The following is a 24,579-nucleotide window of genomic DNA, read 5'->3' as shown; positions in this document are numbered from 1 at the left end:
GCCGTCTGAACTTCCGTTTCAGACGGCATTGTGTCCGAATGACTCAATATCTTCCGTTTTTTTCACTTTCAATAATCAGATATGCCCAAATCACCGCCACCCAAGCCGACACCGTTCCCATCGCCAGCAAAAAATGCTGCCAATCCGTCATCGGCGGTACAGGGCAACGGCCGCATTCGATTTCCGCGCCGCCCAACAACCGGTACAGCAGCATATCCGCAATCCAAAGCAACAACGGGTATTTCAAACGCCGCAACCAAAAAACCAACCACGTCCGCACGATTCACCTCACCCCCTTTCCGACAACGATATTGTACCGCTTCCGTGCGATGTTAAAATAAGCCCACTTCTACCGCCGTACAAAACGCCATGCTCACCGATTTAGAAAAAAACGCCATCCGCGACCATTACCAAAATATCGGCAAAAACCTGCCAGGTTTCCGTCCCCGCGCTTCGCAGCGGGAAATGATTGCGGCGGTTGCCAACGCTTTTTCACAGACGCTGACGCGCGAAGAGGGCGGCGAGCCGCCCAAGCGCGAGGGCGAGAGCATTGCCGTAATCGAAGGCCCGACCGGCGTGGGCAAATCGCTTGCCTACCTGCTTGCAGGCGGCATCATGGCGCAAACGCGCGGCAAACGGCTGATTGTCAGCAGCGCGACGGTTGCCTTGCAGGAGCAGTTGGTTGACCGCGATTTGCCGTTTCTGGTCGAAAAAAGCGGTTTGGAACTGACCTTTGCGCTTGCCAAAGGGCGCGGCCGCTATCTCTGCCCCTACAAACTCTATCAACTGACGCAAAGCAACGCCCAGCAAAACCTGCTCGGCTTTGAAGCCCCCGCTGTCTTGTGGGACAGCAAACCCAAGCCGGAAGAATTGAAGCTGCTGCGCGACATCGCCGACGAATTTTCCGCCCGACGGTTCAACGGCGACCGCGACACTTGGCCGGAAAAAATCGATGACGCGATTTGGCTCAAAGTGACCAACGACCGCCACGGCTGCCTGAAAGCCGCCTGTCCCAACCGTCCGGAATGCCCTTTTTACCTGGCACGCGATATGTTGGAAACCGTCGATGTCGTCGTTGCCAACCATGACCTTCTGCTTGCCGACATCAGCATGGGCGGCGGTGTGATTCTGCCTGAGCCAGAAAACAGTTTCTATTGCATCGACGAAGCGCACCATCTGCCCAAAAAAGCCCTCAGCCGTTTTGCCGCCGAACATTCATGGAATATTGCCGTTTGGACGCTGGAAAAACTGCCGCAGCTTACCGGCAAAATTGCCGCGCTTACCGATAAAGCCGAACTTGCCAACCTGGCCGACGAAGCCGCCGCATCCTTGCTCGACAGCCTGCACGAATGGCAATTCCATTTGGCGGAAGAGCCGTCTTTAAGTCTGGGGGTGTCTGAAAACGACAGACGAACCAACAGCGAACCGACTTGGCTGTGGGAAGACGGCAAAATCCCCGAAGGCCTCGAAACCACCGTTTCCAATACGGCCATTGCTGCGCGCAGCCTGCTCAAACACGTTATCGGGCTGAACGATGCGCTTTCTGCCGCACGCCGCGAAAAAGAACAAGACGGCGCGCTCCTCGACCGCCTGACCAGCGAGTTCGGCCTTTTTATCGCCCGTATCGAACAAATCAGCGCGGTTTGGGATTTGCTCTCCACCGTCCCCCTCGAAGGCGAAGAGCCGCTGGCAAAATGGATAACCCGCCGTGCCGACGACAAAAACGACTACATTTTCAACGCCAGCCCCATCAGCAGCGCGTCCCACCTTGCCAACAGCCTGTGGCGGCGCGCGGCAGGCGCGGTATTGACCTCCGCCACCCTGCAATCCTTGGGCAACTTTAACCTAATGCTGCGCCAAACCGGGCTGCAATGGTTGCCCGAAACCACCACCCTCGCCCTCAAAAGCCCCTTTGACTTTGAAAAACAGGGCGAACTCTACATCCCCCCCATATACGCCAGCCCCAAAGACCCCGAAGCCCACACCGCCGCCATCATCGAATGGCTGCCCAAGCTTATTTCGCCCACCGAAGCCATCGGCACACTCGTCCTGTTTTCCTCGCGCAAACAAATGCAGGATGTCGCCCTGCGCCTGCCTGACGAATACTTGCCGCTTCTGCTTGTGCAGGGCGAGTTGCCCAAGGCCGTTCTTTTACAAAGGCATCATCAAGCCATTGCCGAAGGCAAAGCCAGCATTATTTTTGGCCTCGACAGTTTTGCCGAAGGCCTCGACCTGCCCGGCACCGCCTGCGTGCAAGTTATCATTGCCAAGCTGCCGTTTGCGATGCCGGACAACCCCATCGAAAAAACCCAAAACCGCTGGATAGAACAGCGCGGCGGCAACCCTTTTATTGAAATCACCGTCCCCGAAGCCGGCATCAAACTCATCCAGGCTGTCGGCCGCCTCATCCGCACCGAACAAGACTACGGCCGCGTAACCATCCTCGACAACCGCATCAAAACACAGCGGTACGGTCAACAATTACTAGCCGGCCTGCCACCGTTTAAAAGGATAGGGTAAACATACCGCCCTTCCCGCAACAGAAAGGAAAAATCATGAACTTCACCCGGCTGCTCAACCAAGTCTTAAGCACGGTTCAAAAAAAAGGCACCACATTCTCCGACAGCCCGCTCAATTCATTTGGCGGAGGCGCGCTGGTTGCCGGTGTCGCCTCCATGCTGCTGAACGGTAAAAACCGCAAAACCATTACCAAAATCGGTTCAACCGCCGCTTTGGGCTACCTCGCCTACCGAGGCTATCAGATGTGGCAGCAAAACAAAGGGCGGGCAACCGTAACACAAAGCGATTTCCAACCTGCCGGAGAAACTGAAGAAACATACAACCGCACCGTATTGCGCGCAATGATAGCCGCCGCTGCTTCAGACGGCATGATAGACGAAGCCGAACGCCGGACTATCGAACAGGAAAGCGGCACAGACCCCGAAACTGCCGCATGGCTCGCCGCCGAATACCGCCTGCCCGCAAGCATCGAAGACATCGCCGCCTCCGTCGGCAACGATGAGGCGTTGGCAGCGGAGGCCTATCTGGCGGCAAGACTGGTATGTGCCGATTTGTCGCGGAAAGAAACCGTCTTCCTCGCCCGTCTGTCGCAGGCTTTGAAACTGGATGACAATCTGGTGGAGAGTTTGGAAAGGCAATTGGGAATTTAATGACACAGCCAGGGAGGGAAAGTCATCAAAAAACGGTTATTCCCGACCCCGGCCTCAAAACGGCAAAATATAGTGGATTAAATTTAAACCAGTACAGCGTTGCCTCGCCTTGCCGTACTATTTGTACTGTCTGCGGCTTCGTCGCCTTGTCCTGATTTTTGTTAATCCACTATAAAAGCCGCCGCCCCGAAGGGCAAACCCGCCAAAGGCGATATCCGACAAGAAGGCAGGCTACTGCAATGCGCCTCCGTGTGAATGCTTGAGCAAGCTTTCGTGTTTGTGAAATTCCCGCCCCATATAATAAGAACCGAAATAGGTCAGGTGGTCTTGGTCGCCGTAAAGATAGCGGCCGTGTATTTCGACCGTGTTTTTGGGCAGGTATTTCTGTGCGTCCACCCAATGCACATTGGGAATATCTTTAATCAAATCAAAAACCGCCTGATTGCTCTTGCCGATGTCGCCCATAGCCTGAATGGGGCGGAGGTATTGGTTTGCGGCAAATCTTTTCAATTTTTCCTCCCTCAAGGGCGAACGGCTGATTGATGCATTATTCGCAAAAACATATACGGGTTTGACGGCGGCAATCCTCTTGACGGTTTCCCTGAATCGGGCTTGGAACCCGGGTATCAGGAAAGATTGCGCTTCAAATCTCGGCACGGGCTGTCCGCCCATCCTCAAATCATAGAATTGGGCAATGAAAACGGCTTCGGCTTTTTCAACTTCATCCCAGTATTTTCGACATAGCTGGTTGTCTGCCAATTTCGTATCCACCCAAACCAAACACTCCGAATCGAGGGACAGGATTTTGGCTTTCCACCCTTCCCTGCCGCCGACATAATCCAGAAACCCACGCAGGTGTCCGGCGTGCGAGTCGCCGAGGGTCAGGACGGTTTCCGGGAAATGATTTTCCGCAGCAAGGGGCGCGCCGGGCAACGGGCGGAGGTGTTCCTGTTTCAATATCCCCCTCGCGTACAGGTTATAGCCGACCAGTATCAGGGACGGGACAAGATAGAGGCAGAAAAATGCCTTTTTGAAGGTCATCTTCCGTTTTCTAAGCGGCTGTTCAATCAAATAATAGCTCAACAGGGAAAATCCGACCGTCAATGCGGCAACCGCCGATACGGCAGGCAGTCCGAGCTGTTTGTCGCCTGTAATGTAATGGGCGAAGGCAATAAAAATCCAATGGTACAGGTATAGGGAATAAGAGATTTTGCCGACAAATACGATGGGGCTTGCCGACAGGATGCGGGTCGGAAGCGTTCCGTATTGCATACTCCGGATAAGCAACGCCGTCAGCAGGCAGGGAAGAAGCAAGGTAATTCCCGGGATAAACGGATTATGTTTGTCAATCACGAACAGGCAGGCAAGCAATGCGCCGAAGCAGAGTAATGAAAGCAACTGCCGTTTTCCGCTTACTGTTTGCCGTCTGCCGTTTCCCGTTTGCCCATAAACCGCCAACAGGGAACCTGCCAACAGCTCGGGAAATCTCAGTGTCGAAAGGTAATAAGTATTGGGTTGGTTGAGGATGTCGGTATAAAACGCAGCCGGCAAAAACGATGAGGCAGTCAAAATCAGGAACAGGATGATGCTGATGTTACGCAGCACCCGTAGCGATTTGGTTTTTTTGCAGCAAAATATCAGCAAAAGGGGATACAGGAGGTAATACTGTTCCTCTACTGCCAAAGACCAGATATGCAGTACGGGGTTCTCGTCGGCACTCAAATCGAAATATCCCTGCTGAAACCCCAGATAAATATTGGACAAGAAAACCGCAGAAAGCTCCACGGTTTTCCGCATTTGGTTGAAATCTTCGTAAAGGAAGATTTGAGAGGCAATCACCGAAGCCAGGGACACGGCCGCAATAAAAGCAGGATAAATCCGCTTAATCCTTCGGGTATAAAAATCCCGGAAAGAAAAAGAACCGTCCCGTATTTCGGCAAGAATGATGCCGGTAATGAGGAATCCCGAGATGACAAAGAAAATGTCCACACCCAGAAACCCTCCGGGAAGCCAGCGGTTATCCAGGTGGAAAATAATGACGGATAGCACGGCGACGGCCCGTAATCCGTCAATTTCTGGCCTGTATCGGACAGCTTGCATAAATATCGCCCCCGTATGTCCCGTTATCTTAAAAATGCCGTCTGAACGCGCGTTCAGACGGCATCGGTTTCAGTAAATGCTCAAATCCGTTTCGCCAACGCTTCAGCCTTGCCCACATACAGCGCGGGGGTCAGCTCAAGCAATTTGGCTTTGGCTTCGGCAGGGATTTCCAGCGATCCGATAAAGCCTTTCAGCACTTCGGGCGTGATGCCGCCTTTGCCGCGCGTCAGGTCTTTCAGTTTTTCGTAAGGATTGGCGACACCGTAACGGCGCATCACGGTTTGAATCGGCTCGGCGAGCAGCTCCCAAGTGGCATCCAAATCGGCGGCAAGCGCGGCAGGGTTGGGTTCGAGCTTGTTCAGGCCGCGCAGGTGGGCGGCGAAACCCAACACGGCATAGCCCACGCCCACGCCCATATTGCGCAGGACGGTGCTGTCGGTCAGGTCGCGCTGCCAGCGGGAAATCGGCAGTTTTTCCGCCAAAAAGCCCAATACGGCGTTGGCCATACCGAGGTTGCCTTCGGAGTTTTCAAAGTCGATGGGGTTGACTTTGTGCGGCATCGTGGAAGAGCCGACTTCGCCCGCTTTGACTTTTTGTTTGAAGTAACCCAATGAAATATAACCCCAAACATCGCGGTTGAAGTCGATGAGAATCGTGTTGATGCGGCTGAGGGTTTGGAAAAACTCCGCCATATAGTCATGCGGCTCGATTTGGATGGTGTAGGGGTTGAAGGTCAGACCGAGACTGATTTCGACGAAGTTGCGGCAGTGTGCTTCCCAATCCACATCGGGATAGGCGACCATGTGGGCGTTGTAGTTGCCGACCGCGCCGTTGATTTTGCCGAGGAATTCTTGCGCCTGAAGGCTTTTGAACTGGCGTTGCAGGCGGTACACGACATTGGCGATTTCTTTGCCCAAAGTGGTCGGCGTGGCGGGCTGGCCATGCGTGCGGCTCATCATCGGGACGGCGGCAAGATCGTGCGCCATAGCGGTGAGTTTGCCGATAATTTCGGCAAGTTTGGGCAGGATGACGGTTTCGCGCGCCTCTTGCAGCATCAGGGCGTGGGACAGGTTGTTGATATCTTCACTGGTGCAGGCAAAGTGGATGAACTCGCTGGCAGCGGCGACTTCCGGCACTTCGGCAAAACGTTTTTTCAGCCAATATTCGATGGCTTTGACATCATGATTGGTCGTGGCTTCGATGGCTTTGACGGCGGCCGCGTCTTCCAATGAAAAGTTTTCAATCACCGTGTCGATTTCGGCAAGCGTAAAATCGCTGAAAGCAGGAACTTCTGCAATCTTAGGCTCGGCGGCAAGGGCTTTGAGCCAGTTTAATTCGACTTTGACGCGCGCCTTCATCAGGCCGTACTCTGAAAAAATCGGGCGCAATGCTTCAACGGATTGGACATAACGGCCGTCTAAAGGGGAAAGCGAGGCGATGGGGTTGATCATATCGGCATCCTGTTCGGAAAAGACATCAAAAATTGTTAAATTGTTTGCAATTATACATCACTCTCGGGACGCTATGCCGTCTGAAGCCCGTGTTCCGACAGATACGCAACGATTTCTTCTTCATCGTCCGATATGGCGAACAAAGAGGCTGCCCCTTCAGAAATCAGACCGCGCGCCAAAAGCTGCGCGTTTATCCACTCCGCCAAACCCGACCAAAATGCCTTTCCGACCAAAACAATCGGACGCGGCGGCACTTTGCCCGTCTGCACCAAGGTTAGGATTTCAAACAATTCGTCCAGCGTCCCGAAGCCGCCCGGCATCACGACATATGCTTGGGAATAGCGGAAAAACACCGCCTTGCGTTCGGCAAAACGGGAAAACCGCAAGGCGATGTCCTGATACGGATTCGGCTTCTGCTCGTGCGGCAGGGCAATGTTCAGCCCCACCGAAACCGACTTCCCTGCAAACGCGCCCTTGTTTGCCGCCTCCATAATCCCCGGCCCGCCGCCCGAAATGACGGCAATGCCCGAATCCGACAGCCGCCGCGCCAGACGGCAGGCAAACGCATAATCCGCATGATTCTGCGGCGTGCGCGCGCTGCCGAAAATACTGACTGCCGGAAACACGCCCGCCAATGCTTCGTCTGCCTGCCTGCGTTCGGCATCATAATGTGCCTGCTCCGTCACACGGTTTGTATTCCCCATTCCGTCCTCCGTTCAAAAACGGCGATTGTACCCCGTCAAAAACGCAACGCAAGCACCGCAAAGCCGCACCCGCCTTCCCCCAAACCTTTTTTCAGACGGCATTTTCGGTAATCTGCTAAAATCACCCGCTTGAGTTTCCACAGAAAAATCCGAAAAATGAATATTTTTTACGAAGAGTCCGGCCAATTCAAAGTCGCCGCCATCGTCCAAAAAAACGACGCCACCTACCAAGTCGATACCCAACACGGCAAACGCACCAAAGTGAAGGCAAACAATGTCTTTGTCGAGTTTGACGGCGATATGGCGGCATTTTTGGAGAACGCGCAGGCACAGGCGGCGGACATCGACACCGATTTATTGTGGGAAGTATGCGGCGAAGAGGAATTTACCGCCGAAGCCATCGCCGAAGAATATTACGGACACGCGCCGACCAAAACCGAGCTGGCGGCAACTTTGATTGCGCTTTACGCCGCGCCGATGTATTTCTACAAAAAAGCCAAAGGCGTGTTCAAAGCCGCGCCAGAAGAAACCTTAAAACAGGCGCTTGCCGCCATCGAACGCAAAAAACAGCAAGACGCGCAAATCGACGCTTGGGCGGAAGCCTTGAAACGCGGCGAGATGCCGTCTGAAATCGCGGCGGATTTGAAAACTATCTTACACGCGCCCGACAAGCAATCATTGACCTACAAAGCCTTTACCAAAGCCGCCGACGCATTGAAAACCTCCGCCTACGAATTGGCGAAAAAAACGGGCGGCATTACGTCCATTCCCCAATACCTGCAAGACGGGTTTGAAATCAAATACTTCCCCAAAGGAACGGGTTTCCCCGATCTTGCGCTTCCTGAAATGCCCGACTTGCCCCGCGCCGATGTTGCCGCCTTTTCCATTGACGACGAATCGACCACCGAAGTGGACGATGCCTTGAGCCTGACCGACTTGTGCAACGGCATGAAACGCGTCGGCATCCACATTGCCGCGCCGTCGCTTGCCATTAAGCAAGGCGACAAAATGGAAAAAAACATCATGGAACGCTTAAGCACGGTTTATTTCCCCGGCGGCAAAATCACCATGCTGCCCGAAAACTGGATTACCGCGTTCAGCCTTGATGCAGGCGCATACCGCCCTGCCGTCAGCATTTATTTTGATGTGGACAGCGAGTTCAACGTCGGCGCACCAACCTGCAAAATCGAAGCAGTCAACATCGCCGAAAACCTGCGCATTCAAGCCATCGAGCCGCATTTCAACGCCGAAACCGGCTTGGACGAAGCAGGCGAAATGATGTTTGCCCACCATCAAGACCTGATTTGGTTCTATCAATTCGCCATCGCCCTGCAAAAAGCGCGTGGCAAATACGAACCCGACCGCGCGCCGCAATACGATTACAGCATCGAATTGGATGAGAAAGGCAACGTATCCGTCGTCCGCCGCGAACGCGGTTCGCCCATCGATACGCTGGTCAGCGAGATGATGATTCTTGCCAACAGCACTTGGGCGCAAATGCTGGACGAAAACGAGCTGCCCGGCCTTTTTCGCGTCCAACCGGCAGGCAAAGTGCGCATGAGCACCAAATCCGAGCCGCATATCGGCATGGGCGTGCAGCATTACGGCTGGTTCACTTCGCCGCTGCGCCGCGCCGCCGACTACATCAACCAAAAACAACTCCTCAGCCTGATAGACGACACCGCCGAGCCGCTGTATCAGAACAGCGATGCCGAGCTTTTCGCCGCGCTGCGCGACTTCGATGCCGCCTATACAGCCTACGCCGACTTCCAACGCCAAATGGAAGCCTACTGGAGCCTGGTTTACCTGCAACAGCAAGGCACAAGCGAGCTGACGGCCATCATCCTCAAAGAAGACCTCGTCCGCATTGAAGGTCTGCCGCTAGTAACACGCGCGACCGGTATTCCATTTGACGCGCTGCCCAAATCGCAGGCATTGTTCAAAATCACTGAATTAGATGCCGAGAAGCAGTTTGTCTCGCTCAACTACATCAAGGCAGCCGCACCCGCGGGTACAACGGCAGGCAATGCCGTCTGAAGCCGTGATGCGGCAAATTCCCGCAAAAACAGAAACCTGAAATCCCGTCCTTCACGCGCAGGCGGGAGTCTAGGTCTGTCCGCACGGAAACCGATATGCCGTCATTCCTGCGCAGGCGGGAATCCAGATTCTTCGGCTTCAGTTTTTTGAGTTTCGGGCAACTTCTGAATCGTCATTCCCACGCAGGTGGGAATCTAGGTCTGTCCGCATGGAAACTTATGCGCCGTCATTCCCGCGAAAGCGGGAATCCAGATTCTTCGGTACAGAAACTTATCGGATAAAACGGTTTCTTTAGATTCTACGTCCTAGATTCCCGCTTGAGCGGGAATGACGGCATAGGGGTTTCTGTTTTCCCGATAAATTACCACAACCCAAAATCCCGTCATTCTCGTAAAAGCGGGAATCCGATTCGTTTGGTTTCGTTTTTTTTTTTGAGTTTCGTGTAACTTCTGAATCGTCATTCCCGCGAAAGCGGAAATCCGGCTCGTTCGGTTTCAGTTTTTTGGGTTTCGGGCAACTTCTGAATCGTCATTCCCACGCAGGTGGGAATCTAGGTCTGTCCGCACGGGAACTTATGCGCCGTCATTCCCGCACAGGCGGGAATCCAGACCCTTCGGCTTCAGTTTTTTGGGTTTCGGGCAACTTCTGAATCGTCATTCCTACGCAGATGGGAATCCAGGTTTGTCCGCACAGAAACTGATATGCCGTCATTCCCGCGACGGCGGGAATCCAGACCTTTAAACTCCAGCCATTCCCGATAAATTCCTGTTACTTTTCGTTGCTAGATTCCCGCCTGCGCGGAAATAACGGCGGAGAGATGATTGTGATTTCGGATAACGCCGTGATTTTGAAATTTTGAAATGACAAGATAGGTATTTTCCATTTCCGTCATATTTGCCGATTTCGTGCGTCAAAATGCCGTCTGAAGCCTGTTCCAGGTTTCAGACGGCATTGCCTGCACGCTTACCGTTTAATAAGCGTATGTTTTACCGCTAAATATTTAGAGGCACTTACCATTCGAAATTGACACCAGCGTGATAAGCCACACCGCCGCTGGGTGCAAAGGCAAATCCTGCTTTTGTTGCAAATTTTTCGTTGTAACGGTAACCGACACCGACGGCAAATGCGGATTGCGACTGATAGCCGCCTACAGCGGCGGTAACGTTTGCCTTGCCGACAGAGTAGGGTTGGAATAAACCGCTTAACGCGGCTTGTGCCGCCAAACCGCGTTTCAGTTTTTTGTTTTCAGCATCTGCCGTTTTTCCGTCATTTGTTGCAACAACCGAAGTCTCATTAGAATTTGTTGCAACAACCGTAGTCTCATTAGAATTCGTCGCTGCAAGCGAGTAATTAGAAATTACCCCCCCCCGCGATTACCAGCAGGGAAAGCACTGATGGTGCCAATAATTTTTTCATCATTAAAATTCCTATGTTTAATATAATACAAAGCGTGAAATTACGATTAATCCGCCATTTTCCGGCTTATGCGGAAAATATGCTGCCCAACCGTAAGCCTGCATTGTAAAACAATAACATTCAATTACTGAATAATTTTCGCAGATTCAAGGAAAAAATCCTGATTCCTTACTTCTGCCTTCTTTGTTTCATCATTCCCCGGCAGGCGCGGATTTGGTTTTTGCGTTTCAGTTGCTTTTAGGTTTCAGGCAACTTTTAAATCGTCATTCCTGATAAATACCCGCAATCTAAAATCCTGTCATTCCCGCGCAGATGGGAATCTAGGTTTGTCCGCACGGGAACTTATGCGCCGTCATTCCCGCGAAAGCGGGAATCCAGACCTTTAAACTCCAGCCATTCCCGATAAATTCCTGTTACTTTTCGTTTCTAGATTCCCGCTTTCGCGGGAATGACGATGGAAAGATTGTTGTTGCTTCGGATAAATCTCTGCGGTTTTAAATAACCGGATTCCCGCCTGCGCGGGAATCCAGACCTTTAAACTCCAGCCATTCCCGATAAATTCCTGTTGCTTTTCGTTTCTAGATTCCCGCCTGCGCGGGAATGACGAATGACGGTGTAAAAGTAACTCGAAATTCAAAAAAGCCATACCGCCCGGATTTTTGCCGATCGGTATGGCTTTTTGATTCAAACCGCCTTAGCGGATGTCGACGTAGGCACCGGAATGCAGGTCGCGCAACAGGTCGGCGGTCGCACGCTCCGCCTTCTGTTGGAAAATATACTGGCGCACGGCGTTGCGGACGCGTTCCTGAGGCGTGCCGGCCTCGCGTACTTCGTTCAGCTTGATGATGTGCCAGCCGAACTGGGTGCGTACGGGCGCGCTGACTTGGCCGGGTTTGAGGCTGCGGACAGCCTCTTCAAAGGCGGGAACCATTACGCCGTCGGCAAACCAGCCCAAGTCGCCGCCGTTGCCCGCGCTCGCGTCTTGCGAATATTGGCGCGCCAGGCTGGAAAAGTCTGCACCGCTGCGTGCCTCTCCGTAGATTTTGCGGATGGTGCTTTCTGCGCCGACGGCAGCATTTTCGCTGTCGGCCTTAATCAGGATGTGTTGGGCACGGTATTGGCGCATCGGCTCGCCTTCGGGCAGGGTAACGCCCTGTTTCTGCGCCTGTTCGATAAAGCGGTCGACCTCTGCCTCGCTTACCCGGCTGTTCTGCATCACTGCCTGCTGGCGGACTTTTTCGGCAATAATGCTGTCGGCAAGTTCGCGGCGTTGTTCGGCAGACAGGTTCTTAAGCGAGGGATTTTGCGCGGCGACGGCGGCAATTTCTGCCTCACTCGCCTGAATGTTGCGGCGTTTGCCCGCCTGTACGATCAGGGATTGGTTGACCAGCTGCATCAGTACTTGTTCGGTCAATGCCGTATCGCTGATTTGTACGCCTTTGGGCAGGTTTGCCTTGGCATCGGCAACAGCCTGTGCCAGCCTGCGGCGTGTGATGACTTCGTTGTCGGCAACGGCGGCGATGCCGTCTGAAAAGTGTATGCCGCCCTGCTGTTGTGCGGGTGCGGCTTCTTTTTGCGCCATGGCGGCAGCTTTGACCGCTTTGGCGGGTGCGGTTTTTGCCTTTTGCGGTGCGGCGTGGACATCGGCTGCTGCCAGCAATGCGGCGGCAATCATCAGGGCTTTGATTTTCATCATTCTTTCCTTATCTTTTGAATCCTGCCTTTGATGGCGGGTTTGGGGTTGTCGGTGGAATGCCGTCTTGTGCAGAAACGGTGCTCCTGCCGGGTTTCCGACGGTCAGGGCCGTTTGTTGCGTCCGGCGGAAAGAGAGTGGGCGGGGATGTAGCCGGGAACGGCGACATCCATCCTGTCTGCGGGGTTTTTGCCGACATTGCTCAAGTCTTTCAGGTGCAGGGTGAGGAAGACGGCGTTTTTGTAGGTGTTTTCGCCGGTAACGTAACGTTGGGCGTACACGCCCGCGCCCCAGCAGCCACAACTGCTTTTGTATTCTGCACCGGCAAGCATTTCTATCGGTTTTTTGGCTTCAAAACCGTAGTTGTAGCGGACGACGGCAGACAGGTTGCGCGTCAGCGGCCATTGTGCGGACAGGTCGAGCTGGCTGAGTTTGTCGTAAAAATAGGAACCGTCGGACTTCAGGTAGATTTTTTCGTTGCGCCCGTATTTGTAACGGGCGTTCAGCACTTTGCCCTGTGCGGGACGGTAGCTTGCGCCGACGGCGTAGTTCTCGGCGCGTTTGTCGTTTTGGTTGTAGTGGATGCTGCTGTCGAGGATGAAGCGGCTGCCGATGCCGCCGGAGGCAAATGCCACCCAGTCGGAACGGCTGCGCGGGTTTTTGCCGACGCTGCCGTCAAGCATCACCGCATCATCCTTGAAATAGAATTTCTGACCGATGCCGGCGCGGAAACGCTCCTCCCCCGTCGCGCCGTCCAAAATACGGCTCTGCACGGCGGCGGAAAGGCTGTTGGCGGCGTTGATGCGGTCGTTGCCGTAATAGAGGTTTTCGCGGAAGAGCTGCCCGTAGCCGAAACTGCTTTCCGACGAATCGAAATTAGGCAGGTCGTTTTGGGATTTGGCAGGAATGTAGTTGTAGAACAGGCGCGGCTCGAGGGTTTGCAGGACTCCGCCGCCGAACATCCGCGTATTGCGTTCGAAGGTCATGCCGCTGTCGATATTGACGATGGGCAGAGTGCGGCTGACGCGTCGGGCTTCTTGGCTGCCGAAGCGGTTGAGGCTGTAATAGGTGGCGTGCAGTCCGAGTTTGGGACGGACGTAGCCCCAGCTGTTGCTGAAATCCCATTTGATGTCGGGATAGACGACGAGGCGGCTGCCGTCTTGGCGGCTGTCGTGGCTGAAGCGGGTAAATTGTGCGGATACGCCGATTTGCGCCCTACCCGCGTTTTTATGCCAATCGGCGGAAAGGCGCGGCATCAGGGCATACGGTTTGTCTTTGTAGCCGTTTTGGTTTGCCAGCGTCTGATATTTTTGTGCCGACAATCCGACGTTCAAACTGCCGCCCGCCGCCCTGCCGCTGAAAGACAGCCATGCCTGGCGGTTGAGGTTGACGTTGCCGGCGATTTCTTCGCTGCCGTAAAAGTCGCGGTAGTAGCCGCTGTCGGAGACTTGGTTGAAATCGACACCCGCCTGAAGTGTGTCGGAAATATCGTGCCGGTGCTGCCATTTCGCCTGATAACGGTTGTTCCTGCCGTTTTTCTTATCGTGCGGCAGCCAGGTCAGGTCGGTCTGTCCGCTGTAATCGGGACGCAGGTAGCGGACCTGTCCGTCAAAAACCGCGCCGCGTTCGCCGATAATGCCGGGGGCGAAGGTGGCATCGAAGTTGGGGGCAAGGTTGAAATAATAGGGAACGGAAAGGGAAATGCCGTCTGAACCGGTGGACAGGGAGGGAACGAGCAGACCGCTTTTGCGGTTGCCGTCAAGCGGGAAGTCCGCCCAAGGGGTGTAGAAAATAGGAACGCCGCCGAACACGAAGGCGGCGTGTTTGGCAACGCCTATGCCTTTTTCCCGATCGGCTTCGACAGAGGCTGCCTTGACATACCAGCCAGCATCGCCGGCGGAACAGGTGTTGAATTGGGTTTCCGTCAGTTTGTAATGCCCTTCGCCCAACATTTCGGCGGTGCGGCTGACGCTTTGCAGCCGCCGTCCGCCTTGTTCGGTTTCCATGCGGACGTTGTGCGCTTCGCCGGTCTGCTGCTCGAGATTGTAGGTCAGGGTTTCGCCCCGAATCAGCGTACCGTCCTGTTGGAGGGCGAAACGGTCGCCTACGGTAACGGTGTCGCCCGACTGGTCGTAATCCGCCCAATCGGCATTGAGGGTTGTCCGGTTGCGTTCGACGACAACGTTGCCTTCGGCACGCACCTGCACCTGCGACTGTCCTTCCATCCTGTCGGCGACAATGCGCGTATAGTCTTCGGGGATGGATGCTTCGCCGCTGCCTTGGACGGCGGCTTCGGTTCTCTCGGGGCTGCCGCTTTCGTTACTGCAAAACAGGCAGGTCGAACCGAGGCTCAGGCCGACAGGCTGCATGGGTTCGGACACGCTCCGAACGCTTCCTCCGGCGGTCGGATTGTCCGTTTCCTCCGCCGCAACGGCATCGGCGGCGGCGCAATGCGTGCCGAAGCAGAAGCCCAATGCCAGCACCAGTGGTTTGAGTGAAAATAAACGAGCCAAAATTGCCCCTCAGGTCGGTTTGCCAGTTAGAATAGCGTTTATTGTAACCTGAAATGCTTTAGTACTGTTATGCAACGACAAATCGAACTGAAAAATTGGCTTCAGACCGTCTATCCCGACCGCAGTTTCGAACTGGCCTTCGCGGCGGCGGATGCTGATTTCCGCCGCTATTTCCGTGCAACGTTTTCAGACGGCAGCAGTGTCGTCTGCATGGATGCGCCGCCCGACAAGATGAGTGTCGCACCTTATTTGAAAGTGCAGAAACTGTTTGACATGGTCAATGTGCCGCAGATATTGCACGCGGACGCGGATTTGGGGTTTGTAGTATTGAACGACTTGGGCAATACGACGTTTTTGACCGCGATGCTTCAGGAACAGGGCGAAACGGCACACAAAGCCCTGCTTTTGGAGTCCATCGGCGAGCTGGTCGAATTACAGAAGGCAAGCCGTGAAGGGGTTTTGCCCGAATATGACCGTGAAACGATGCTGCGCGAAATCAACCTGTTCCCGGAATGGTTTGTCGCAAAAGAATTGGGGCGCGAATTAACATTCAAACAACGCCAACTTTGGCAGCAAACCGTCGATACGCTGCTGCCGCCCCTGTTGGCGCAGCCCAAAGTCTATGTGCACCGCGACTTTATCGTCCGCAACCTGATGCTGACGCGCGGCAGGCCGGGTGTTTTAGACTTCCAAGACGCGCTTTACGGCCCGATTTCCTACGATTTGGTGTCGCTGTTGCGCGATGCCTTTATCGAATGGGAAGAAGAATTTGTCTTGGACTTGGTTATCCGCTACTGGGAAAAGGCGCGGGCTGCCGGCTTGCCCGTCCCCGAAGCGTTTGACGAGTTTTACCGCTGGTTCGAATGGATGGGCGTGCAGCGGCACTTGAAGGTTGCAGGCATCTTCGCACGCTTGTACTACCGCGACGGCAAAGACAAATACCGTCCGGAAATCCCGCGTTTCTTAAACTATCTGCGCCGCGTATCGCGCCGTTATGCCGAACTCGCCCCGCTCTACGCGCTCTTAGTCGAACTGGTCGGCGATGAAGAACTGGAAACGGGCTTTACGTTTTAAACCCAATCAAAATGCCGTCTGAAAACCAAGTTTCAGACGGCATTTTCCAAACGGGCTTACTGCGCGGCTTTTTGTTCTTCGCGCACTTTGTCCGCCAAAAGGTCGATGGTGTGCATACCGGACTCCCAGTCGGCAAATTCGACTTTATATTTGCCGCCGACGATAACCGTGGGCGTACCGTCGATTTGGAAGGTTTCGGTCAGCTCCTGCATTTTGTCGGCGCGCGCCTGGCTTTCGGGAGATTCGTAAGCGGCAAGGACTTTTTTGCCGTCAAAGGCGGTTTGTTCGCCCAGCCATTTTTTGAGGACTTCCGGCTCTTGCAGCTTAATTCTCTGATTAACCATCGCATCGAAAATATGGCTGTTCGCCACATCTTTGCTGTCGGCGGCAGCCATATCGACGGCGGCGGCAAGGCGGGCGAGCGGCAGCATCTCTTTTTGCCAGACGACATGCTCGGTACGCAGGTACATATCGTCTTTAAAAGACTTGGCGTGTTTGCTCAAAACAGGTTCGAGGTGGGCGCAGTGCGGGCAGAAATAGCCGAAAAACTCAAGGACTTCAACCTTGCCTGCCTGCTGTTGGGGAATCGGGTTGGAAAGGACGGTATAGTTTTGCCCTTCGACCAGCCCTGCCGGGGCGGCGGCTGCGGAAGCAGCAGGCGCGCTGTCGGCGGGGACGCTGGTTTGAACTTTGCTGTCACACGCGGCAAGGGCGAACAGGGCGGCAACGCCGAGGGCAAGGTGTCTGGATTTCATACGGCTCTCCGTGATGTTGGAAATAAATCGGATATTGGTATTTTATTGCATTTCCGCGTGTTGATACAGTTTGCCGCCGGAAAAGGAAGCTTTCGTTTCGGGAAACCGCTTCAGACGGCATCAAACCCGATGCCGTCTGAAGCGGTTTCTGTCGTACAATACGCGCCGTTGCCCCAAACGGGTACGACTGTTGAGGAACAATGATGAATATGCTGGGAGCTTTGGCAAAAGTCGGCAGCCTGACGATGGTGTCGCGCGTTTTGGGATTTGTGCGCGATACGGTCATTGCGCGCGCATTCGGCGCAGGCATGGCGACGGATGCGTTTTTTGTCGCGTTCAAACTGCCCAACCTGCTGCGCCGCGTGTTTGCGGAGGGGGCGTTTGCCCAAGCGTTTGTGCCGATTTTGGCGGAATATAAGGAAACGCGTTCTAAAGAGGCGACGGAGGCTTTTATCCGCCATGTGGCGGGGATGCTGTCGTTTGTACTGGTCATCGTTACCGCGCTAGGCATACTTGCCGCGCCTTGGGTGATTTATGTTTCCGCACCCGGTTTTGCCAAAGATGCCGACAAATTTCAGCTCTCCATCGATTTGCTGCGGATTACGTTTCCTTATATCTTATTGATTTCACTTTCCTCTTTTGTCGGCTCGGTACTCAATTCCTATCATAAGTTCGGCATTCCCGCGTTTACGCCCACGTTCCTGAACGTGTCGTTTATCGTATTCGCACTGTTTTTCGTGCCGTATTTCGATCCTCCCGTTACCGCACTGGCATGGGCGGTTTTTGTCGGCGGCATTTTGCAGCTTGGTTTCCAACTGCCCTGGCTGGCGAAACTGGGTTTTTTGAAACTGCCCAAACTGAATTTCAAAGATGCGGCGGTCAACCGCGTGATGAAACAGATGGCACCTGCGATTTTGGGCGTGAGCGTGGCGCAGATTTCTTTGGTGATTAACACGATTTTCGCGTCTTATCTGCAATCGGGCAGCGTTTCATGGATGTATTACGCCGACCGCATGATGGAGCTGCCCAGCGGCGTGCTGGGGGCGGCACTCGGTACGATTTTGCTGCCGACTTTGTCCAAACACTCGGCAAACCAAGATACGGAACAGTTTTCCGCCCTGCTCGACTGGGGTTTGCGCCTGTGCATGCTGCTGACGCTGCCGGCGGCGGTCGGACTGGCGGTGTTGTCGTTCCCGCTGGTGGCAACCTTGTTCATGTACCGAGAATTCACGCTGTTTGACGCGCAGATGACGCAACACGCGCTGATTGCCTATTCTTTCGGTTTAATCGGTTTGATCATGATTAAAGTGTTGGCACCCGGCTTCTATGCGCGGCAAAACATTAAAACGCCCGTCAAAATCGCCATCTTCACGCTCATCTGCACGCAGTTGATGAACCTTGCCTTTATCGGCCCACTGAAACACGTCGGACTTTCGCTTGCCATCGGTCTGGGTGCGTGTATCAATGCCGGATTGTTGTTCTTCCTGTTGCGTAAACACGGTATTTACCGACCCGGCAAGGGTTGGGCGGCGTTCTTGGCAAAAATGCTGCTCTCGCTCGCCGTGATGGGAGGCGGCCTGTATGCCGCCCAAATCTGGCTGCCGTTCGACTGGGCACACGCCGGCGGAATGCAAAAGGCCGCCCGGCTCTTCATCCTGATTGTCATCGGAGGCTGTCTGTATTTCGCATCTCTGGCGGCTTTGGGCTTCCGTCCGCGCCATTTCAAACGGGTGGAAAGCTGACCGATGCACCGCCTTTTGCCGGAAAACGCTTTTTCCGCGCCTATATTCGGGCGCGCATCCCCCGCGTCCGCACCGGCCGGACGGGCTGCCGCATCATCAATGCCGTCTGAAAACAGAAAAACCGATACCTTATGATTTTGACACCGCCGGACACACCGTTTTTCCTCCGCAACGGCAATGCCGATACGATTGCCGCCAAATTCCTGCAACGCCCCGCGCCCGCATACCGCCGAGAGCTGCTTCCCGACAGCACGGGTAAAACCAAAGTCGCCTACGACTTTTCAGACGGCATGTCGCCCGATGCGCCGCTGGTCGTGCTGTTTCACGGTTTGGAAGGAAGCAGCCGCAGCCATTACGCGGTCGAACTGATGCTTGCGGTACGCGATCGCGGTTGGCACGGCGTAGTCGTCCATTTCCGCAGCTGCGGCGGCATTGCGAACACCGCCCCGGTGTTCTACCACTTGGGCGATACCGCCGAAATCGCCTTTACTTTGGACACGCTCGCCGCGCGTTACCGTGAAATATACGCCGTCGGCGTATCGCTGGGCGGCAACGCGCTGGCAAAATATTTGGGCGAACAGGGCGAAAACGCGCTGCCGCAAGCCGCCGCCGTCATCTCCGCCCCCGTCGATGCAGAGGCGGCAGGCAGCCGCTTCGACAGCGGCATCACGCGGCTGCTCTACACGCGCTACTTCCTCCGCACCCTGATACCCAAAGCACGGTCGCTCCAAGGTTTTCAGACGGCATTTGCCGCAGGGTGCAAAACACTGGGCGAGTTTGACGACCGTTTCACCGCACCGCTGCACGGCTTTGCCGACCGGCACGACTACTACCGCCAAACTTCCTGCAAACCGCTGCTCAAACACGTTGCCAAACCGCTGCTGCTGCTCAATGCCGTCAACGACCCCTTCCTGCCGCCCGAAGCGCTGCCGACACCGGACGAAGTGTCCGAAGCCGTTACCCTGTTCCAACCTGCACACGGTGGTCATGTCGGCTTTGTCAGCAGCACCGGCGGCAGGCTGCACCTGCAATGGCTGCCGCAGACCGTCCTGTCCTATTTCGACAGCTTCCGCACAAACAGGCGTTAACGGTTTGATGCTAATATTCCCCCTTTCCCCAGACGAATACGGAACCCGACATGACCGACATCCTCAATAAAATCCTTGCCACCAAAGCACAGGAAGTTGCCGCCCAAAAAGCCGCCGTCAACGCCGAACACATCCGCACGCTTGCCGAAAACGCGCCGCCCGTCCGCAGCTTCATCGATTCGATACGCGGCAAACACCGCCTAAACCTGCCCGCCGTCATTGCCGAAATCAAAAAGGCAAGCCCGAGCAAAGGGTTAATCCGTCCGGACTTCCGACCGGCCGAGATTGCACGCGCCTATGAAAACGCCGGAGCGGCGTGTTTGTCCGTACTGACCGACGAACCCTATTTCCAAGGTTCGCCCGAATACCTCAAACAGGCGCGCGAAGCCGTATCGTTGCCCGTGCTGCGCAAAGACTTCATCATCGACGAATATCAGGTTTATCAGGCGCGCGCATGGGGGGCGGATGCCGTCCTGCTGATTGCCGCAGCACTGGAACAGGAACAATTGGAACGCTTTGAAGCGGTGGCGCACGAATTGGGCATGACCATCCTGCTCGAGCTGCACGATGAAGCCGAATTGGAAAAATGCCGCAACCTGACCACGCCGTTGTGGGGCGTAAACAACCGCAACCTGAGGACTTTTGAAGTCTCCCTCGACCAAACCCTGTCGCTGCTGCCCGCGCTGGAAGGCAAAACCGTCGTTACCGAAAGCGGCATTACGGGTAAGGCGGATGTGGAATTTATGCGGGCACGCGGCGTGCACACCTTCCTGATCGGCGAAACGTTCATGCGTGCCGACGATATTGAAGCAGAAGTGGGTAAACTCTTCTAAATCCCGATTTCAGACGGCATATTGCCGCCGACCGACCAACACCCTTACCAAGCACGGAACCATCATGCACCGACCCACCGCCAAACAGATTCTGCACGAAGTATTCGGTTATCCCGAATTTCGCGGCAAGCAGGAGGCTATCGTCAATGCTTTGGCAGGCGGCAGGAGTTTGATGGTGCTGATGCCGACGGGCGGGGGCAAGTCTTTGTGTTACCAGATTCCGGCTCTGATGCGCGAAGGCGTGGCGGTTGTCGTATCGCCGCTGATTGCGCTGATGAACGACCAAGTGGCCAGCCTGCATGTGGCCGGGATTGAAGCAGCGGCAGTCAACAGCGGCACATCGGCAGATGAGGCGCGCGAGATTGCCGACAAGCTTGCCCAAGGCCGTCTGAAACTGCTTTATGTCGCGCCGGAACGCTTGGTTACCGACCGCTTTTTGCGTTTTCTCGACCAACAAACCGTCAGCCTGTTTGCCATTGATGAGGCGCATTGCGTCAGTCAATGGGGACACGATTTCCGCCCCGAATACCAACAGCTCGGCATGCTTGCCGAACGCTATCCGAACGTCCCGCGCATCGCCCTGACCGCCACCGCCGATGCCGCCACGCGCGCCGACATCAAGCATTATCTGCACTTGGACAATGCGCCCGAATTTATTTCCAGCTTTGACCGCCCGAATATTTATTATCAGGTTATCGAAAAAAACAACGGCAAAAAACAATTGCTGGATTTCATCCGCAAAGAAATGACGGGGCAAAGCGGCATTGTGTATTGCTTAAGCCGCAAAAAGGTGGAAGATGTGGCGCAGTTTTTGCGTGAAAACGGATTAAACGCGATTCCGTATCATGCCGGTTTGAGCATGGACGTACGCGAGGAAAACCAACGCCGCTTTACGCATGAAGACAATATTATCGTGGTGGCGACCGTGGCGTTCGGCATGGGTATAGACAAACCCGACGTGCGCTTTGTCGCCCATCTCGATATGCCCCAGAGTGTCGAACATTTCTATCAGGAGTCGGGGCGCGCCGGCCGAGACGGGCTGCCTGCCGCGAGCTGGCTGTGTTACGGCCTGAACGATTGGGTGTTGCTGCGCGAACGCATCGCCGAAGGCAACAGCGACGAGGTGCAAAAGCAAATCGAAATGCAAAAACTCGATGCCATGCTTTCCGTCTGCGAAACCGCCGCCTGCCGCCGCGTACTGCTGCTCAAACATTTCGGCGAAGAATCCGAACCCTGCGGCCATTGCGACAACTGCCTGCATCCGCCCGTACGGTTTGACGGCACGGTGTTGGTGCAAAAATTACTCAGCTGCGTGTACCGCGCCGGACAACGTTTTGCCGCCGGTTACATCACCAACCTTTTGCGAGGTAAAAGCGACGATTGGATACGCGGCAACCGGCACGAACAACTGTCCACATTCGGCATCGGTACGGAGTTGTCCGACAAAGAATGGCGCAGCGTCATCCGCCAGTGTATCAGCCTCGGCTACCTCACCGTCAACATTACCCGATATCAGGCATTGCAACTGACCGAAGCCGCCAAAAAAGTCCTCAAAGGCGAAACCGGAGTGATGCTGCGTCCGCTCAAGCGCAATAAATCCGCCGTCCGCACCCTCAAAGACAACTGGCTGCGTACCGAACGCGAAGAACGCCTGTGGCAGGCATTGCGCGTTTGGCGTATGAAACAGGCAGAAGCCGAAGGCATCCCCGCCTATATGATTTTCGGTGACAAAACCCTGCGCGACCTTGTCGAAAAAATGCCGCAAAACCTCAACGGGCTGCACGACATCTACGGCTTGGGCGAGGCCAAAATCGACCGTTTCGGACACGGCATACTCAAAGTCTGCCAAAACGCTGCCGACTTTAACCACGATGCCGTCATCCGTCCGCAAACCGAACGCGAACAACAACTGCGTCAAAAACTCGAAGCCTGGCGGTATGAACAGGCAAGGGCGGAAAACTGCGCCCTGCATTCCGTCCTCTCCGACGAAAGCCTTGCCGATATGCTTGCCGATACGCCCGAAACCGAAACCGACCTCGAAGGCGTACACGGCTTGGGCAGCGTACGCGCCGCCAAATACGGACGGGACATCCTCGCCGTCTGCCGTCCGTTTTCAGACGGCATCGATGAAGCCGCCAAACGCAAACGCCGATTGATGCGCGCCCTGATCCAATGGTGCAACGAAACGGCAAAACACGAACAGTCCGAACCCTACCGCATTCTCAGCAAAGCCGCCCTGCGCGCCATTGCCGCCAAACAGCCGGAAGGTTTGGCGGAGCTTGCCGCCGTATATGGCGTAGGCGAAGAAAAAGCCACACGTTACGGTGCGGCGGTGTTGGCGGTGTTGGGACAAAATGCCGTCTGAAGCCCGTTACCAAGTTTCAGACGGCATTACCTCTGTTTAAAAATTCCTATTTTTATCAAATATTTCAAACAGTTTTTCCTTGTCAGCACAAGACCCCTCCGGTATCAGGTTCAATATCGTTTCCAACGCCTCGGCAATATCTTCCCGCTCTACCGTGTCGATAAAGAGTTTTTTGTCCATTTTGTTGAAACCTCCGGTATAGGCTTTGACCGCCTCTGCCAGCTCCTCTCCTATGTTTTCAGGTGGATTGCCGAGCAGTTTGACCACGCCGGCACGGGTTTTCCGGTACAGCTCCGCCGCTTTTTTGGCATGGCTTTTCGGGATATGCTCCGCGCCGTCCCAATCGCGGAAAGGGTTGTCGAAATTTTGCGCCAGCCATTCGGGTTTTCGGGCTTTTTCTATCCACAGGTCCAGCCCATCTTCCTTCCGTTTCTTATAAAGTTTCTTCACTGCCTTCGCCGCCTCTTCGGGCAGGCTGCTCATCCACAGCCTGTGCAGCTTCGGCAGCCGGTCGGGATGCGGGATGTCGTCCGCGCCGAAACCGAACAAATCTACGGTAGTGAACACTTCCAAATCCTCAAATCCCGATACGGCGGAAAAATTGGCGATATTGCCCGGTTTGCCCCACAGCCGTATGGTTTTGAGCTTGGGATACGTTTCCGACAGGTTTTGCATATCGAAATCGGCAATGCCCATGACGTTAACGGCGGTCAGGTTTTCCAAACCCCGCACTTTGGGAACGCTTTTGCCCACTTCCAAAATCAGACCCGCGCCCTTTTCGGCGGTACAGACCTTGCAGTTTTCCTTGATTTCGCCTTTTAGGTTCAGGCTGTCCAAGCCTTCGTTCAGATAAAGCGACTCCACGCCGGTCATATCGACAGAAAGGTTGGTTATGCGCGTATTGCTGAAATCCAGCACGGTCTGACCGTGGTTTTCCAGACACAATTGGGTGATAAACGGATATTTCTCCAGATATTCATATAGATTTTTATGCCATTTGGTCAGAAACAGCGAAGACAGGCAGGGAAACGCCTTCAGTTCCATCGCGTCTTCAAAATCGTCCCAAACATCGCTCAAATTCTGTTTGGATATGCCGTATTCCCGTCCGGAAAACATCACGGTCTTTTTGCTTTTGGCGGCTTTTTTGAATGCCTTTCTCTGTTTTTCGGGTATCTGCTGCCATCTCAACTGACGGTACACGTCGTAGCCGTCGCCCCAAAAAGAGGCATACTGCTGCGTGTCTTCGCCAACCAGCGGCGCGGTATTCCCAACCCGTACATATCCCGTCGGCACGACGGCACTTGCCTTATACATGTGCAGACCGCGTTCCCAATACATAAAGTCTTTGTAAAGCGGTTTCAAATCCGCCAGTTCCGCCGCCCCAAGCGGTTTGTTGCCCTGCCAGTCCAAAGCCAGCAGGGTCGCATGTGTTTTTTTGCCACCGTGTTCTTCAACTCGGGTAACCTGGCAGGCAGTGTACTGCTTCAGTCTGAAGTTATAGACGCAATATACGTCTCCGGCATCGGCATACATCGGCATTTCCTTTATTTCTGTCGGTTTTCACAGACAGATGCCGTCTGAAACCTGGAAACGGCTTCAGACGGCTTCAGACGGCATCTGCACATCATCTTATCTAGT

At 54.6% G+C, this 24,579-nt stretch carries 18 protein-coding genes; 9 read left to right on the top strand and 9 right to left on the bottom strand.

Annotated features, from left to right (window positions below; genetic code table 11):
• The first annotated feature begins 38 nt into the window (after window positions 1–38).
• From Q9J32_RS05520 to Q9J32_RS05510, 3 genes are read left to right on the top strand one after another with little or no spacing between them, the layout of a single operon-like run.
• Window positions 39–341, top strand: coding sequence for a hypothetical protein (locus Q9J32_RS05520; protein WP_301882968.1), 303 nt, complete (start codon window positions 39–41; stop codon window positions 339–341).
• Between the two features lie 28 nt (window positions 342–369).
• A complete protein-coding gene (gene dinG, locus Q9J32_RS05515; protein ID WP_301882967.1) occupies window positions 370–2,520 on the top strand; it encodes an ATP-dependent DNA helicase DinG in 2,151 nt (716 codons plus the stop codon).
• A gap of 35 nt (window positions 2,521–2,555) precedes the next feature.
• On the top strand, window positions 2,556–3,170 hold the full coding sequence (locus Q9J32_RS05510; RefSeq protein ID WP_301817296.1) for a tellurite resistance TerB family protein: 615 nt from the start codon (window positions 2,556–2,558) through the stop codon (window positions 3,168–3,170).
• 231 nt (window positions 3,171–3,401) lie between these two features.
• Here Q9J32_RS05510 and Q9J32_RS05505 read toward each other — a convergent pair whose 3' ends face one another.
• The 3 genes from Q9J32_RS05505 to Q9J32_RS05495 all read right to left on the bottom strand — a co-directional run bounded on the left by Q9J32_RS05505 (window position 3,402) and on the right by Q9J32_RS05495 (window position 7,425).
• Window positions 3,402–5,270: an acyltransferase family protein gene (locus Q9J32_RS05505; RefSeq protein WP_301882964.1), complete on the bottom strand. Its 1,869-nt coding sequence runs from the start codon at window positions 5,268–5,270 to the stop codon at window positions 3,402–3,404.
• A gap of 80 nt (window positions 5,271–5,350) precedes the next feature.
• Window positions 5,351–6,721, bottom strand: a complete 1,371-nt coding sequence (gene purB / locus Q9J32_RS05500) for an adenylosuccinate lyase (RefSeq protein WP_301882962.1) — start codon at window positions 6,719–6,721, stop codon at window positions 5,351–5,353.
• A 71-nt stretch (window positions 6,722–6,792) separates the two neighbouring features.
• Window positions 6,793–7,425, bottom strand: coding sequence for an LOG family protein (locus Q9J32_RS05495; protein ID WP_301882959.1), 633 nt, complete (start codon window positions 7,423–7,425; stop codon window positions 6,793–6,795).
• 156 nt (window positions 7,426–7,581) lie between these two features.
• On the opposite strand from Q9J32_RS05495, the gene Q9J32_RS05490 reads away from it, so the two are divergent.
• Window positions 7,582–9,462 (top strand): ribonuclease catalytic domain-containing protein, encoded by a 1,881-nt coding sequence (locus tag Q9J32_RS05490; RefSeq protein ID WP_301882958.1) that lies wholly within the window; start codon window positions 7,582–7,584, stop codon window positions 9,460–9,462.
• Window positions 9,463–10,472: 1,010 nt separating this feature from the next.
• Here the strand turns inward: Q9J32_RS05490 and Q9J32_RS05485 are convergent.
• From Q9J32_RS05485 to Q9J32_RS05470, 4 genes are all read right to left on the bottom strand, one after another.
• A complete protein-coding gene (locus Q9J32_RS05485; protein WP_301882955.1) occupies window positions 10,473–10,685 on the bottom strand; it encodes a YadA C-terminal domain-containing protein in 213 nt (70 codons plus the stop codon).
• A 575-nt stretch (window positions 10,686–11,260) separates the two neighbouring features.
• A complete protein-coding gene (locus Q9J32_RS05480; protein ID WP_301882953.1) occupies window positions 11,261–11,566 on the bottom strand; it encodes a hypothetical protein in 306 nt (101 codons plus the stop codon).
• 6 nt (window positions 11,567–11,572) lie between these two features.
• Window positions 11,573–12,571, bottom strand: coding sequence for a peptidylprolyl isomerase (locus tag Q9J32_RS05475; protein WP_301882951.1), 999 nt, complete (start codon window positions 12,569–12,571; stop codon window positions 11,573–11,575).
• A gap of 104 nt (window positions 12,572–12,675) precedes the next feature.
• Window positions 12,676–15,084: an LPS-assembly protein LptD gene (locus tag Q9J32_RS05470; protein ID WP_301882950.1), complete on the bottom strand. Its 2,409-nt coding sequence runs from the start codon at window positions 15,082–15,084 to the stop codon at window positions 12,676–12,678.
• Between the two features lie 69 nt (window positions 15,085–15,153).
• Here Q9J32_RS05470 and amgK point away from each other — a divergent pair, with 69 nt between their 5' ends.
• The gene (gene amgK, locus Q9J32_RS05465; RefSeq protein WP_301882948.1) at window positions 15,154–16,158 is read left to right on the top strand and encodes an N-acetylmuramate/N-acetylglucosamine kinase AmgK; all 1,005 of its coding nucleotides are present in this window, start codon (window positions 15,154–15,156) and stop codon (window positions 16,156–16,158) included.
• A 56-nt stretch (window positions 16,159–16,214) separates the two neighbouring features.
• On the opposite strand, the gene Q9J32_RS05460 is transcribed toward amgK, so the two are convergent.
• Window positions 16,215–16,913, bottom strand: a complete 699-nt coding sequence (locus Q9J32_RS05460; RefSeq protein WP_118809551.1) for a thiol:disulfide interchange protein DsbA/DsbL — start codon at window positions 16,911–16,913, stop codon at window positions 16,215–16,217.
• Between the two features lie 203 nt (window positions 16,914–17,116).
• Here Q9J32_RS05460 and murJ point away from each other — a divergent pair, with 203 nt between their 5' ends.
• From murJ to recQ, 4 genes are all read left to right on the top strand, one after another.
• Window positions 17,117–18,655, top strand: coding sequence for a murein biosynthesis integral membrane protein MurJ (gene murJ / locus Q9J32_RS05455; protein ID WP_301882940.1), 1,539 nt, complete (start codon window positions 17,117–17,119; stop codon window positions 18,653–18,655).
• 131 nt (window positions 18,656–18,786) lie between these two features.
• Window positions 18,787–19,743 carry a YheT family hydrolase gene (locus tag Q9J32_RS05450; RefSeq protein WP_301882938.1) on the top strand — a complete coding sequence of 319 codons (957 nt, stop codon included), beginning with the start codon at window positions 18,787–18,789 and terminating at the stop codon, window positions 19,741–19,743.
• Window positions 19,744–19,793: 50 nt separating this feature from the next.
• Entirely contained in the window at window positions 19,794–20,576 is a 783-nt protein-coding gene (gene trpC, locus Q9J32_RS05445; RefSeq protein ID WP_301882936.1) for an indole-3-glycerol phosphate synthase TrpC, read from the top strand.
• 64 nt (window positions 20,577–20,640) lie between these two features.
• Window positions 20,641–22,941 carry a DNA helicase RecQ gene (gene recQ / locus Q9J32_RS05440; protein ID WP_301882934.1) on the top strand — a complete coding sequence of 767 codons (2,301 nt, stop codon included), beginning with the start codon at window positions 20,641–20,643 and terminating at the stop codon, window positions 22,939–22,941.
• A gap of 36 nt (window positions 22,942–22,977) precedes the next feature.
• On the opposite strand, the gene Q9J32_RS05435 is transcribed toward recQ, so the two are convergent.
• On the bottom strand, window positions 22,978–24,474 hold the full coding sequence (locus Q9J32_RS05435; RefSeq protein WP_301882932.1) for a gliding motility protein: 1,497 nt from the start codon (window positions 24,472–24,474) through the stop codon (window positions 22,978–22,980).
• Window positions 24,475–24,579 lie beyond the last annotated feature (105 nt).

It is taken from the genome of Neisseria uirgultaei, assembly GCF_962719845.1.
GTDB classification, from domain to species: domain Bacteria; phylum Pseudomonadota; class Gammaproteobacteria; order Burkholderiales; family Neisseriaceae; genus Neisseria; species Neisseria bergeri.
This window is presented reverse-complemented; position numbering and strand designations above follow the sequence as displayed.

Bases quoted from the DNA above. Each gene is read 5' to 3' on its own strand.
- Q9J32_RS05520 (WP_301882968.1), top strand. From the start codon at position 39: ATGACTCAATATCTTCCGTTTTTTTCACTTTCAATAATCAGATATGCC.
- Q9J32_RS05505 (WP_301882964.1), bottom strand. From the start codon at position 5,270: ATGCAAGCTGTCCGATACAGGCCAGAAATTGACGGATTACGGGCCGTC.
- recQ (WP_301882934.1), top strand. From the start codon at position 20,641: ATGCACCGACCCACCGCCAAACAGATTCTGCACGAAGTATTCGGTTAT.
- Q9J32_RS05435 (WP_301882932.1), bottom strand. From the start codon at position 24,474: ATGTATGCCGATGCCGGAGACGTATATTGCGTCTATAACTTCAGACTG.
- trpC (WP_301882936.1), top strand. From the start codon at position 19,794: ATGACCGACATCCTCAATAAAATCCTTGCCACCAAAGCACAGGAAGTT.
- Q9J32_RS05450 (WP_301882938.1), top strand. From the start codon at position 18,787: ATGATTTTGACACCGCCGGACACACCGTTTTTCCTCCGCAACGGCAAT.
- murJ (WP_301882940.1), top strand. From the start codon at position 17,117: ATGAATATGCTGGGAGCTTTGGCAAAAGTCGGCAGCCTGACGATGGTG.
- Q9J32_RS05510 (WP_301817296.1), top strand. From the start codon at position 2,556: ATGAACTTCACCCGGCTGCTCAACCAAGTCTTAAGCACGGTTCAAAAA.
- Q9J32_RS05460 (WP_118809551.1), bottom strand. From the start codon at position 16,913: ATGAAATCCAGACACCTTGCCCTCGGCGTTGCCGCCCTGTTCGCCCTT.
- Q9J32_RS05495 (WP_301882959.1), bottom strand. From the start codon at position 7,425: ATGGGGAATACAAACCGTGTGACGGAGCAGGCACATTATGATGCCGAA.
- Q9J32_RS05475 (WP_301882951.1), bottom strand. From the start codon at position 12,571: ATGAAAATCAAAGCCCTGATGATTGCCGCCGCATTGCTGGCAGCAGCC.
- purB (WP_301882962.1), bottom strand. From the start codon at position 6,721: ATGATCAACCCCATCGCCTCGCTTTCCCCTTTAGACGGCCGTTATGTC.
- amgK (WP_301882948.1), top strand. From the start codon at position 15,154: ATGCAACGACAAATCGAACTGAAAAATTGGCTTCAGACCGTCTATCCC.
- dinG (WP_301882967.1), top strand. From the start codon at position 370: ATGCTCACCGATTTAGAAAAAAACGCCATCCGCGACCATTACCAAAAT.
- Q9J32_RS05490 (WP_301882958.1), top strand. From the start codon at position 7,582: ATGAATATTTTTTACGAAGAGTCCGGCCAATTCAAAGTCGCCGCCATC.